The organism is Janthinobacterium aquaticum, assembly GCF_009208565.1.
GTDB lineage: Bacteria > Pseudomonadota > Gammaproteobacteria > Burkholderiales > Burkholderiaceae_D > Janthinobacterium.
Window position 1 is genome coordinate 133,371 of the sequence record NZ_WFLK01000013.1, and the last position, 13,099, is coordinate 146,469.

7 protein-coding genes are annotated in these 13,099 nt (G+C 61.2%); 3 read left to right on the top strand and 4 right to left on the bottom strand.

Annotation, left to right across the window (positions count from 1 at the left end; translation table 11 throughout):
- Nucleotides 1-124: 124 nt before the first annotated feature.
- Entirely contained in the window at nt 125-931 is an 807-nt protein-coding gene (locus GCM43_RS19600; RefSeq protein WP_152247402.1) for a DeoR/GlpR family DNA-binding transcription regulator, read from the bottom strand.
- Nucleotides 932-1,236: 305 nt separating this feature from the next.
- On the opposite strand from GCM43_RS19600, the gene GCM43_RS19605 reads away from it, so the two are divergent.
- The 3 genes from GCM43_RS19605 to GCM43_RS19615 all read left to right on the top strand — a co-directional run bounded on the left by GCM43_RS19605 (nt 1,237) and on the right by GCM43_RS19615 (nt 7,108).
- Nucleotides 1,237-3,324 carry a bifunctional rhamnulose-1-phosphate aldolase/short-chain dehydrogenase gene (locus GCM43_RS19605; protein WP_152247404.1) on the top strand — a complete coding sequence of 696 codons (2,088 nt, stop codon included), beginning with the start codon at nt 1,237-1,239 and terminating at the stop codon, nt 3,322-3,324.
- 72 nt (nt 3,325-3,396) lie between these two features.
- Nucleotides 3,397-4,692 (top strand): L-rhamnose catabolism isomerase, encoded by a 1,296-nt coding sequence (rhaI, locus tag GCM43_RS19610; protein ID WP_152247406.1) that lies wholly within the window; start codon nt 3,397-3,399, stop codon nt 4,690-4,692.
- A gap of 139 nt (nt 4,693-4,831) precedes the next feature.
- On the top strand, nt 4,832-7,108 hold the full coding sequence (locus GCM43_RS19615) for a diguanylate cyclase domain-containing protein (protein WP_193315685.1): 2,277 nt from the start codon (nt 4,832-4,834) through the stop codon (nt 7,106-7,108).
- A 47-nt stretch (nt 7,109-7,155) separates the two neighbouring features.
- Here the strand turns inward: GCM43_RS19615 and GCM43_RS19620 are convergent, their stop codons facing one another.
- From GCM43_RS19620 to GCM43_RS19630, 3 genes are all read right to left on the bottom strand, one after another.
- Nucleotides 7,156-10,734: a M1 family aminopeptidase gene (locus tag GCM43_RS19620; protein WP_152247410.1), complete on the bottom strand. Its 3,579-nt coding sequence runs from the start codon at nt 10,732-10,734 to the stop codon at nt 7,156-7,158.
- A gap of 10 nt (nt 10,735-10,744) precedes the next feature.
- Entirely contained in the window at nt 10,745-11,641 is an 897-nt protein-coding gene (locus GCM43_RS19625; protein ID WP_152247412.1) for an ABC transporter ATP-binding protein, read from the bottom strand.
- A 284-nt stretch (nt 11,642-11,925) separates the two neighbouring features.
- Nucleotides 11,926-12,768 (bottom strand): porin family protein, encoded by an 843-nt coding sequence (locus GCM43_RS19630; RefSeq protein ID WP_152247414.1) that lies wholly within the window; start codon nt 12,766-12,768, stop codon nt 11,926-11,928.
- Between the last annotated feature and the right edge of the window lie 331 nt (nt 12,769-13,099).

Consider the following 13,099-nt stretch of genomic DNA (forward strand, 5'->3'; position numbering starts at 1 on the left):
CGCAGCTGAAGCAGGCAAGCAGTATTTTTTTGATTCTCATGGCAGTGTCTCCTGTGTGGATAAAGGCAGCGGAATATTTCCGTCAACCGTGGGTAAAACCTGATTCGATTTTGATTGGATTTGATCAGTCTGATGCGTCGTCTACGGCGTCGGCGTCCGGCGTGACCGTCACCACCTTGACGCCCGCCTGGCGCAGCATATTCAGTGCGCTCTCGGGGGCGCCGGTATCGGTAATCACGCACGACACGCGGTTCAGCCCGCACAGGATCAGCCCGGCCTTGCGTGCAAACTTGGAGCTGTCGACCAGCACGATCAGCTCTTCGGCCTGGCCGATCAGGCGCTTCTCGGCCTGGATCAGCAGCGGATCGGCTTCCATCAGGCCCAGCATCGACAGGCCGTAGACGCCCATGAACATCTTGCCCGCATAGTGGTGCTGGGTAATGTCGTTGTCGAACGGGCTGAGGATCACGTTCTGTTCGCGGTACACCTGGCCGCCGGGCAGGATGATCTCGTTTTCGCTCGAGGTCAGCAGGCGCTCGGCCATCAGAAAGGAATTGGTGAGGATTTTCAGGCGCGTCTCGGCCAGAAACTCCGCCATCATGAAGGTGGTGGTGCCGCCGTTGATAATGATGGTCTCGCCTTCGCTGCACAGGCCCACGGCATGGCGCGCAATGGCGCGCTTGGCGCCAGCGCAGCTGGCCAGGTTGTTCTGGAACGTTTCACCCGACAGCGCAAACGCCGGCTTCTTGCCCGGCAGGTTCTCGGCGCCGCCCCGCGTGCGCAGCAGCATATTGCGCTCGGCCAGCCAGGCGATATCGCGCCGTACCGTGGCCGGCGAGGCATTGAGCCACTCGACCAGCTGTTCGACGCTGGCCGCATGATGCTCGGCGAGCAGCCGCAACAATCCCTTGCGGCGTTTGTGATTGACCATCTTGTCTCCTCTGGCCTGTCTCCGTCGCTGCCTCATCGGGTGGGCAGTCGATCTGTGGACCGGCTCTGTATCGGTGATTCAGGCTAAGCATTTGCTGCAACGATGTCAATCAGCAATCAATCAACTTGATGATTATTTGAATTCCAATCAGCCAAAAGGCCGGGTTTCAATCAACTTGATGATTGTTTGCGTTTCGCTCACGATTTTGAGCGAAGTTGAATTGACACTGATCGGTGACTGTTTTCTACTGAGCGCAGAAGTCGCAGTGAAATCACATAAAGCCATAAAAATACCGGAGACCAGTCATGCAAGCAGAACCGATCCAGTCGCGCTGGGACGATGCCGTCGCAGCCACCTTAAGCGAACCCGAACTCCTGTTATACCGCTCGAACCTGCTCGGTTCGGATATGCGCATTACCAACTTTGGCGGTGGCAATACCTCCGCCAAGATCATGATGACCGACCCGCTCGACGGCCAGCAGGTCGAAGTGCTGTGGGTCAAGGGCTCCGGCGGCGACCTGGGCAGCATCAAGCTCGATGGCTTTTCCACGCTGTATATGGACAAGCTGCGCGCGCTGAAAAACCGCTATCGCGGCCTGGCGCTGGAAGACGAGATGGTGGCCTACCTGCCGCACTGCACGTTCAACCTGAACCCGCGCGCGGCCAGTATCGATACGCCCCTGCATGCCTATATCAAGCAGGCCCATGTCGACCATATGCACCCGGATGCGGTGATTGCGATTGCCGCCTGCGCCAACAGCAAGTCGCTGACGGCAAAAATTTTTGAAGGCGAACTGGGCTGGCTGCCATGGCAGCGCCCCGGCTACGACCTGGGCCTGAAACTCGAAGCGCTGTCGAGCGAACAGCCGCACCTGAAAGGCATTATCCTCGAAGGCCATGGCCTGTTTACCTGGGGCGATACGGCCAAATCCTGCTATGAAACCACGCTGGCCATTATCCGCCGCGCCGACGACTGGCTCGCTGCCAACAGCCGCCAGCCGGCCTTTGGCGGCAGCCGCAGCGCACCATTGCCGGCAGAGGAGCGCACATCGATTGCCGCACGCCTGATGCCCCTGTTGCGCGGCAAGATCAGCCAGCAGGAATACAAGCTCGGCCACTTTGACGACAGCGCCGCAGTGCTCGAGTTTGTCTGCAGCGCCGACCTGCAGCCACTTGCTGCGCTCGGCACCTCCTGCCCCGACCATTTCCTGCGCACCAAGATCCGTCCGTTCGTGGTTGACTTCGATCCATTGAACCAGGATCTCGACAAGCTGGTAGCCGGCCTTGACGATGCGCTGGCCGCCTACCGCGCCGACTACACCGCCTACTACCAGCGCTGCAGGCACGACAACAGCCCGGCCGTGCGCGACGCCAACCCGATCATCTACCTGATCCCGGGCGTGGGCATGCTGAGCTTTGCCAAGGACAAGGCCACCGCCCGCATTGCCGGCGAGTTCTATGTCAACGCAATCAACGTGATGCGCGGCGCCAATGGCGTCGATACCTATGTCGGCCTGCCCGAGCAGGAAGCGTTCGATATCGAATACTGGCTGCTCGAAGAAGCCAAGCTGCAGCGCATGCCCAAACCGAAAAGCCTCGCTGGCCGCATTGCGCTGGTCACCGGCGGCGCCGGCGGCATTGGCCAGGCAGTAGCGCGCCAGCTGCTGCAGGAAGGCGCCTGCGTGATGCTGACCGATATCGACAGCGAAGCGCTGGCACAGGCGAAAGAAGCGCTGCGCAAAGTGGCCGGCCCGGACAACCTGGCCACCGTGCGCGCCGACATTACCAGCGAAGAACAGGTGGAGACGATCCTGAACGCCTCGGCGCTGGCCTTTGGCGGTCTGGACCTGCTGGTGTCGAACGCCGGCATCGCTTCGTCGGCGCCGTTTGAAGAGACGTCGCTGGCGCTGTGGGAACGCAATCAGTCGATTCTGGTGACCGGCTACTTCCTGGCCAGCCGTGGCGCCTACCGCATGATGCAGCAGCAAAAGCTGGGCGGCAGCATGGTGTTTGTGGCCAGCAAAAATGGCCTGGTCGCCTCCGGTGGCGCCGCCGCCTACTGCACCGCCAAGGCGGCTGAAATCCATCTGGCGCGCTGCCTGGCGCTTGAAGGCGCCGCGCACGGCATCCGCGTCAATGTCGTCAATCCGGACGCCGTCATTCGCGGTTCGCGCATCTGGGACGGCAAGTGGAAGGAAGAGCGCGCCGCCTCCAACAAGATCGACAGCGACGATATCGAAGACTTCTACCGCCAGCGCAGCATGCTCAAACGCAGCGTGCTGCCGGAAGACATCTCGGAGGCCGTGTATTTCCTGCTCAGCGAAAAAGCGGGCAAGAGCACCGGCAATATCATCAACGTCGACGCCGGCAATGCGGCAGCGTTCACGCGATAATATTCACGCAGCAAGTTCATAACGTACGGACGGCGCGACCATGAGCGCGCCGCCATTCCCAAGGAGACAACCATGAGCACCATCATCGACAGCGGCCTGGTGGCCGAACACAACGCCAAACTGCGCAGCAACCTCGAGGCCGACTATGCGGCGCTGGGCGGCATGCTGGAGCGGCGCGGCCAGAATATCGAACAGCTGACCACACTGGCGCAAGGCTTTGCAGTGGCCGTACCGAGCTGGGGCGTGGGCACCGGCGGCACGCGTTTTGCGCGCTTTCCCGGCCCGGGCGAGCCGCGCAATATCTTTGAAAAAATGGATGACTGCGGCGTGATCCATCAGCTGACGGCCGCCACGCCGGGCGTCTCGCTGCACTTCCCGTGGGACAAGACCGATGACGTCGCTGCGCTGCGCGAAGCGGCCACGCGCCATGGGCTGTATTTCGACGCCGTCAATTCCAATACCTTCCAGGACCAGGCAGGCCAGGAACACAGCTACAAATTCGGCAGCCTGACGGCGGCCAGTGCGCAAGTGAGGGCGCAGGCGGTGCAGCACAATATCGACTGTATCGAGCTGGGCCATGCGCTGGGCTCGAAAGCGCTGACGGTATGGGTCGGCGACGGCGCCAACTTCCCCGGCCAGCACAATCTGCGCGCCGTGCTGGAGCGTTACCTCGACAGCATGCGCGGCGTGGTCAGCGCTTTGCCAGCCGACTGGCAGGTGTTTATCGAGCACAAGCTGTTCGAGCCGGCCTTTTACGCTACCGCGATTGCCGACTGGGGCACCAGCTACGCGTGCGCCACCGAGCTGGGACCGCAGGCCAAATGCCTGGTCGACCTCGGTCACCATGCGCCGAACACGAATATCGAAATGATAGTGGCGCGCCTGGCGCAGTTCGGCAAGTTGGGCGGCTTCCATTTCAACGACAGCAAATACGGTGACGACGATCTCGACGCCGGCAGCATCAACCCGTTCCAGCTGTTCCTGGTGTTTAACGAGCTGGCCGATGCGGCCCTGCGCGAGGGCGAGGCGTTCAAGCCGGCCTATATGCTCGATCAGTCGCACAACGTGACGGACCCGATTGAAAGCCTGATGAGCAGCGCCATCGAAGTGCAGCGCGCCTATATCCAGTCGGCGCTGGTCGACCGCATCGCCCTGGCCCATCATCAGGAACAGCACGATGTGCTGCAGTCGGCGCAGGCGCTCAAACAGGCGTTCCGCACTGACGTGGCGCCGATCCTGGCGATGGCGCGCCTGCGTTCGGGCGGCGCGATCGACCCGGTCGCGGCCTACCGCAGCAGCGGCTATCGCCGCCAGAAAGCCGAAGAACGTCCGGCGCGCGCAGGTGCCAGCGGTAGCGGTATCGTATAAGTTCGTGTAAGTTTTGGTGAGTTTCAAGCTGCAGCAGGTCAAGCGTGTGCGCGCTTGACCTGCTGCGCCACTAATGAAACACTGCTGTCAGGCAAACCAACTTTCATGACACATGAGCCTGGCAAATCCTGCATCGTGGATGGAACCACCAACGCCGCCTGACGAAGCGCAGCGCATGGTCAGCCTGTGCGCACTCAATGTGCTCGACGGTCCGGCCGTGCCGGAACTGGACCGTATCACGCGCCTGGCAGCGCGCCTGTTCCAGGTGCCGATCGCACTGGTGTCGCTGGTTGACAAGGAGCGCCAGTGGTTCATGTCGCGCGTGGGGCTGATGGCCACCGAGACCGCGCGCAATATCTCGTTCTGCGGTCACGCCATCCTCGGGCAAGGCGCACTGGTGGTGGAAGACGCCTCGAAGGATCCGCGCTTTGCCGGCAACCCGGTGGTGACCGGCGAGATGCACGTGCGCTTTTATGCGGGCCAGCCGATCCGCAGCCGCGCCGGCCATGCGCTGGGTACGGTCTGCCTGATCGACACCGCGCCGCGCCGCATGTCGGCCGACGACCTGCTGGCGCTGAACGACTTTGCGCAGATGGTCGAGCAGTATTTCCATGCCGCCGAGATCGACGCCGAAGCGCGCCGCTACCAGCAGCGCTATACGCGTTCCGAAGCCTTGCTCAACAATACTTTTGCCCAGGCTGCCGTCGGCATGGCGCTACTGTCGTTTGACGGCGCCTGGCTGCAGGTCAATCCACGCCTGTGCGAGATGCTCGGCTACAGCGAGCACGATCTGCTGCAGACAAGCTTTCAGCAGATCACCTATGCGGACGACCTGGCCGCAGACCTGGAGCAGGTGCAGCAATTATTGGCTGGCAAGATCGCCACCTACACCCTGGACAAGCGCTATCTGCACGCCAACGGCGCCATTATCTGGGGCGAACTGACGGTGTCGCTGCTGCGCGACCAGCATGGCCAGCCGCTGCATTTCCTGTCGGTGATTAACGATATCAACGAGCGCAAGCATGCGCAGGAAGCGCTGGCGCGCCTGCACGACGAACTGGAAAGCCGGGTCCGGTCGCGCACTGTCGAGCTGGAGTCGGCATTGCAGCAGCTGCAGCTGGCCAAGCGCGACGCCGAGGCCAATGCCGAGCGCTTTATCAGCGCGGCCGAGTCGCACCTGGACGCCTACACCCTGTTTTCCAGCGTGCGCGACGAGCGCGGCCAGGTGGTCGATTTCCGCTTTGCCTACGTCAATGAAGTGGCGCAGCGTTTCCTGGACCTGCCGCAGCAACGCATCGTGGGCCAGTTGCTGAGCACGACCATGCCGCAGCACATGGCGCCTGGCATGCTCGGCAAATTCATTCATACCGCCAATACCGGCGAGCCGCTGGCCGAGCAGTTTACGCTCGATGATGGCCAGGGCCATCTGCGCTGGATTTACCAGGAGGTGGTCAAGGTCGGCGACGGCATCAGCGCCAGCGCACGCGATATCAGCGAGCGCATCCGCGCCGAAGAGGCGCTGCGCCTGAAGGAGGCCATGCTGCGCCAGCTGACCGATGCGATACCGGCGGTGGTCGCCTTTGTCGATGACCAGCAGCGCTACCGTTATTGCAACCTGGCCTATTTCCAGTCGTTTGAAGCGGCGCAGCAGCAAAAGCAGATTATCGGCCATACCGTGCGCGATTTTCTCGGCGACGCCATCTACGCGCCGCTGCGCGAGCATATCGAACTGGCGCTGCAGGGTGCCAGCGTGGCGTTCGACCATCGCCGCCTGAAGGACGGCCAGCCGTGCATGTTCCAGGTACATTATTTGCCACAGCGCGAGGCCGACGGCCAGGTCACCGGTTTTTATATTGTCGGCTGGGATGTAACGGAGCAGCGCCTGCGCGAAGATAACCTGCGCGACCGCGCCACCATCGATGAAATGAGCGGCCTGCCGAACCGTTCTGCCTTTATGGCGCTGCTCGAAGAGCGGCTGCTGCGCGCGCCGCCGTCAGGCGAGGGCGTGGCCGTGCTGTTTCTCGATATCGATTATTTCAAGCAGGTCAACGACTTGCACGGCCATGCGATAGGGGACGAACTGATCCGGGAATTTGCGCGCCGCGCGCGCGCCGCGGTGCGCAGTGCCGATGTGGTGGCGCGGCTTGGTGGCGATGAATTCGTGGTGCTGCTGCCGCAGGTCGCTTCCCGCGCCGACGCCGAACTGGTGGCCGAGAAAATCCTGCAGGCCATGCGCGAACCGGCCATCCTGCAAACGCTGGTGTACCAGATATCGAGCAGCATCGGCGTGGCCTATGCTGCTGCCGGCGTCGCACCGCGCTACAGCGCCGCCGCCCTGCTGGCGCAGGCCGACGAGGCGCTGTATGCCGCCAAGGCGGGCGGGCGGGGGTGCTGGCGGGCCAGGGAGTTGAGCTGATCGAGCTGATGCCGGGAATGCCAAAGCACCCCCGGCATGCCTGCAAGCTAGTTGATACTGACCTCCTTGCGGTTATCGCCTGACACCCGGTCGATCATCTTGTTGTAAGGATCGACGCCCACTTCAAACGGCTGCTCCTTGACCGTGATGGTCACCACCGGATTGGCACCGTCGAGCTTGCGCTTGTCGGTAAACAGGACTTTTTCGTCCTTTTCCTTGCCGCCGGGCGGGCGCGAGAAGATGGCGATCTCGACCGGCTCATCGTAGACGCGCGGGCTTTCCTTGCCCTTGCCGTCAGACTCGAGCTTGGCCAGGTGCAGCTGCATCGTCACATCCCACTGGCCGTCGGCGCGCTTGACGGCCTTGGCCGAGGTCACGCGGTTGTCGTAGAAGACGATCTTTTCAAACAGGTCGGTAATCAGGTCCTGCTTGTCCTGCGGTGCTTCGGCGCGAATATAGCTTAGTAACTCCTGCGTGGTGGTAAATGGCGCCTGCTGGTAGCCTTTGTCTTGCAGGAAGCGCTTGAGCGCGCGGTTGACGGCCGCCTCGCCGATCTCGTCGCGCAGGCGATAGAAGATCAGGCTGCCTTTGCGGTAGTGGATATATTGCTGGTTTTCCACACGCGCCAGCGGCAGTTCTTCGATCACTTCGCCACCGCGTCCGTTCAGGTAGCGGTCAAGCTCATAGCGCAGGAAGCGGCGCAGTTTTCCACGGCCGTATTCCTTCTCCATCACCATCAGCGCCGAGTATTGCGCCAGCGACTCCATCAGCATGCTGGCGCCCTGCACATTGGCGCCGATCACCTGGTGGCCCCACCACTGATGCGCCATTTCATGCGCCGTCACGTAGTACACATAGTCCACGTCATCGTCCTTGCGCAGGTCGGCAATAAAGCCGATACCTTCCGAATACGGGATCGTATTGGCAAACGACTGCGCAAAGCTCTGGTAGCCCGGAAACTCGAGGATACGCACCTGCTTGTGCTGGTAGGGCGTGAACTCGGTGGTGTAGTAGTCGAGCGACTTCTGTACCGAACGGATCATGCGGTCGACGTTGTAGAGGTGCTTTTTATCGGCATAAATTTCGATCGGCACGCCATGCCAGTCGCCTTTTTTCACTTCCCAGCGCGCCGACAGATAGGCAAAGAACGGCATCATCGGCTGATCCATCTTGTACTGGTAATAGCGGCGGCCATTTTCTTCCCAGCTCTTCTGCAGATAGCCTGGCGCCAGCGCGATCTGGTCGCCGCTGGTCGACACGGTGGTATCGAAATGAATCCAGTCCGCTTCGTTGCCGAAGACCGTGTTGCCGTAGGCCGACTTGTCTTCCAGCTTGGCCATGCGCTGCGGTTCGCCCAGGCCGCGCTTGCGCCGTTCGTTGCGGTCTTGCAGTTCCATTTCCTTCTTGTAGCCGAAGTGCGGAAAATAGGCCATGTTGCTGAAGAAGGTGCCGTTCAGGTTGACTTCGTCGGGCTTGCCGTCGTTGGTAAAGCCCTGGTGCGTGACGGCAACCGTAAAGTCGAGCGGCAAGGTGGCGCCCGGCGCCAGCGGTTGGGCCAGCTTCAGGATGGAAAAGCCCAGGTCCTTGTCGTCCAGTTCCACCTTGTGCGCCGGCAGGTTCAGCCACTTGGTATCGAGGTCGGGATTGAGCTGGATGCGCAGCGTATCGAGGGCGGCCGCGGTCTTGTTCTGCAGCACATAGTGGCCACGGATCAGTACCTTGCGCTGGTCCGGATAAATATCGACCTTGGCCTCGATATCGGTGATTTTCGGCTGCGGCAGGTCCTTGTACTGGCGATACTGTTTTTCATAGCGCGCCAACTTGTCCATGCCGATATTGGCCGGCTCGTAGTCGTTGAGCACATTGGTGTTGTAATAGACCCAGCTGCCGGTGCCAGCCCAGGCCAGCAGCACCAGCGCCAGCGCGGCGCCGCTGCGGCCCTTCAGGCGCTGGCCAGCGAGCTGCATGCGGTTGCGCCAGCCGGTCGACAGGCCGCGCACCCAGAACGCCTGCGCCAGCATCAGCAGCGCCACCGTAAACAGGCTCCAGTACAGCGCAAACCAGCGCCAGCCGGTCAGGAAGTGGCCGTAGCCGTTCATGTCCGAATAAGCGATCGACGGCGTCGCGCCAAACGTGTACAGATTGTGCTCGAGGTGCATCAGCGGCATCACGGTCTGCAACACCATCAGCAGGATCACCAGCAGGTAGCCGACGAACTTGTTGTTGGAAAACACCTGCAGGGCGACTGCGCACAAACCCATCAGCACAAAGAAAAGCGAACTGAGCAATGTGCCTTGCAGGTACAACCCCAGCTCTACCGGCGCACCGCCCTTGACCAGCTGGAAGCCGATGGCGGCAAGTACGCCTACCAGCAGGTAGCCGGCAATCACGCCCAGCAGCGCCGTGCTCTTGGCCAGCAGCGGTACCCAGTCTGGCACCGGCATGGCGTCGCTGACGTCGGCGATCTTGACCTGGCGCTCCTTGAAGATCAGTTCGCCGGCATAGAAGCTGACGATAATGATCAGCATGAAACTGAAGCTCTGGTTGATATGGTCGAGCATCAGATGCGTCATCGGATAGACGGCGGTGCCGAACAGCTTGCCGCCCAGGCTGCTCGACGACAACAGGTTGATCACGCCAAACAGCAGCATCACCAGGAAGGGCACGCTCTTGAAGACGCCCACGGCGTCAAAGCGCAGGATCTGCCACCACTGGCGCCAGGCGCTGGCGGTGCTGAAATGCGGCGTAATGCGCGGCAGATGGAGCGGCGCCGTAAAAGTTGAGGCGGCTTGTACCTTGGCCTTGCCGAACAGGCGCTTGCCGGTGCCGGTGCGCTGCGGCTTGAACAGTACCACGGTAGCGGCAAACAGCACGGCGGTAACGCCCAGCCACAGCAGGCGATTGGCCAGCAGGAAGCTTTCGAAAGGCGGCAGGCTGGCGTTCGATTCGGCGGCAGTGAAATAGCGCGTCATGCGACCCATGGCGCGCAGGCCGAACGGGTCGATCAGCGCGGCGATCCATTCGTTGTTGATATCTTTGGTAAAGGCGCCAGCGACCGCCCACAGCACGAAAAAGCCCAGCACGCCCACATACACCAGCATCATCGAGCGGGTGGTGGCGGCCAGCAGCATCAGCAGCGCGCCGATAAACAGCAGGTTCGGGATCACGATCACGGCAAAGGTCCAGCCGTAGGTGGCCAGCGAAAACGGCCCCACGCGCTGCGGATCGATCCACGGCATGATGGGCCCGAGCATGGTGCCCAGCGCAATGACCGCAAAGATCGCCAGGCAGGCGACAAAACCGGCGGCAAAGCGGCCGAACAGATAGTCGAGCTTGCGCATCGGCGTGGCAAACAACATGTCGGCCATGCCGAATTCGCTGTCGCGCAGCACGGCGCCGGCAATAAAGACGGTCACCAGAAACATCGACATCAGGCTGAACAGCGCCAGCATCTGCGCCACCACCGTCGGCGCATTGCGGTTGACGTTGCCGATTGCGCCGCCGATCTGGATCGAGTCGCTGGTGGTGGCGCCAAAGGCCATCAGGCCCAGCACAACGGCAAATACCCACAGCAGCGGCTGTTTGAGCTGATAGCCGAGGTCAAACTTGAAAAATTCCTTCCACATGGCGCGCTCCTTATGCCGCTACTGCCGGCATGCCAGCGCGGGTTGCGTGGCGTACATGCAAGAAGTACACGTCTTCCAGGTCCGGGGCAATATGCACGAAGCCGCTGTCGGGCTGGCTGTCTGCATAGACATTGATCTGCGGCTTGCCGCCCACCAGGCGCGTCGACAGCACATTCAGGCTCTGCTGGTAGTGCGCCAGTTCCTCGTTGGTCACGCTGCGGCGCCAGACCTTGCCCTGTAGCGTGTCGATGGCGGCCTGCGGCTCGCCCTGCACCAGCACTTCGCCCTTGACGATCATGGCCATGCGCGGGCACAGGTCGGTCACGTCATCGACGATATGGGTCGACAGTATCACCACCACCTGCTCGCCGATCCTGGCCAGCAGGTTCAGGAAACGGTTGCGCTCGTCCGGATCGAGGCCGGCCGTCGGTTCATCGACAATCACCAGCCGCGGCGCACCAAGCAAAGCCTGGGCAATGCCGAAACGCTGGCGCATGCCGCCCGAGTACGTGCCCAGGTTGCGCTTGCGCGCTTCCCACAGATTGGTCTGCTGCAGCAGCGCTTCGACCGCTTCCTTGCGCGGGCCTTTTTCGGTCAGGCCCTTGAGCACGGCAAAGTGGTTGAGCAGGGTTTCCGCGCTCACTTTCGGATACACGCCGAAGTCCTGCGGCAGGTAGCCGAGCTGGCGGCGCAGGCCTTCCTTGTCCTTCAGCACATCGAGGCCATCGAAATGAATGCTGCCGCTATCGGGTTCCTGCAAGGTGGCGATAGTGCGCATCAGCGACGATTTGCCGGCGCCGTTGGGGCCCAGCAAGCCGAACATGCCGTTGGGTATTTCCAGGCTGACGTTGTTGGTGGCTTTGACGCCGTTGGAATAGGTTTTGTTCAGCTGTTTGATCGATAGCATTGCAACACTCTCCTGAGCTTGATGGTGGTCAATTCTTTTTATCCGCGATAGCAGATATTACTATTGAGCAATATCATACTGCCAATTAAAAAGTAAATAATCTTTTTGCGACCAGCGGTGGAAATATCAGGATGAAATGCGCACTGGCGTGACCAGCGACGAACGGGCGCTACCAATGACGAAGCGCCGGTCTTGCCCTGAAGGCAAGCCGGCGCCGGCGAATACACGTAGGTCGGGTAGGTCGGCTTAGCGCGCAGCGCGTAAGCCGACATGCGGCATAGTCATCAGAAGCGCATCTTGACGTAAGCCGAAGGGCCGGTCAGGCGGATATTGAGGTCGGCGTCGCGCGTGCTGTCGCGGCGCAGGGTGATTTTGGAGATGCCGTAGTCGGCCACGAAACCGACATTCTTGAACGGAAACCATTCGACGCCGATATTGCCGCCGTAGATATGGCCGTTGATGCTGCCGCCGTTTTTCTTGATGCCCGACGCTTCCATATACATGCGCAGGTCCGGCGTAAACGAATGGCGCCAGGCCAGTTCAATCAATGGTGCAAAGGCATGCTCGCTGACCGAATCGCGCGCGGTCGCACTGATGCCATTGACCAGGCCGGTCGCCGTGCCATCGAGCTTGGCGGCGTAGTAGGCAGCGCCCAGGCCGATGCCGAAGGTGTCTTTTTCCTGGCCCATCCACCATTTATACGACAGCTTGGCCAGGTCCAGCGTCAGGTCGGCGTTGGCGGTGGCGGTGCCCGATACCGGCTGGCCGTCGATAATGGTCTGACCGGTCAGCGTCGGCGTATAGTTCTTGTCGTAACGGTAGTAATCGAAGGCGATGCCATGACGGTCGCCGATCAGCAGGTCGGCCTTGACGCGTGGAATGGTGGTGTGTTTCGGATTCGATTCCGGCGAGTCGATGCGGCCGAACTGGGTGTCGGCGCCAATGTCGATGCGCGGATCGGCATAAAAGGCGCCCAGCGAGATGCTGGCGCGGTCCAGCGGCATCGCCGGCTCGGCATGCGCAGTGCTGCTGACAGCGGCAATGCCAGCCATGCCCAGCAGCATGGCGCTGCGCGTGGCAAGGTGGCGCAGGCGGGGTGGCGACAGGCGGATGGACGTGGCAAACATGAAAACTCCTCAAAAAAGTTGAATAGCACAGCCGGCTATAAATGCAATGAGGAAATAGTAGCAATTGTTACAGTTCGACCACGTAGCCGCACGTCTTCATTTTTCGTCGGAATTGTCCTACTTTGATATCTTGGGGCATTAACAATGTTTTCGGGTTACTAATCCGACCTAATCAGGGGCTTCGGCGTAGGTCGGATTAGGCCGCAGGCCGTAATCCGACAACACCTGTGGCGCCAACAATGTTGTCGGATTACGGCCCCTGCGGGGCCTAATCCGACCTACGCCAACTGCCGGGCCTGATTCGGGTTACGTCATGCGACAACATGGTTGG

Coding starts and splice junctions, on each gene's coding strand:
- GCM43_RS19600 (WP_152247402.1), bottom strand. CDS start 931: ATGGTCAATCACAAACGCCGCAAGGGATTGTTGCGGCTGCTCGCCGAG.
- GCM43_RS19620 (WP_152247410.1), bottom strand. CDS start 10,734: ATGTGGAAGGAATTTTTCAAGTTTGACCTCGGCTATCAGCTCAAACAG.
- GCM43_RS19625 (WP_152247412.1), bottom strand. CDS start 11,641: ATGCTATCGATCAAACAGCTGAACAAAACCTATTCCAACGGCGTCAAA.
- rhaI (WP_152247406.1), top strand. CDS start 3,397: ATGAGCACCATCATCGACAGCGGCCTGGTGGCCGAACACAACGCCAAA.
- GCM43_RS19630 (WP_152247414.1), bottom strand. CDS start 12,768: ATGTTTGCCACGTCCATCCGCCTGTCGCCACCCCGCCTGCGCCACCTT.
- GCM43_RS19615 (WP_193315685.1), top strand. CDS start 4,832: ATGGAACCACCAACGCCGCCTGACGAAGCGCAGCGCATGGTCAGCCTG.
- GCM43_RS19605 (WP_152247404.1), top strand. CDS start 1,237: ATGCAAGCAGAACCGATCCAGTCGCGCTGGGACGATGCCGTCGCAGCC.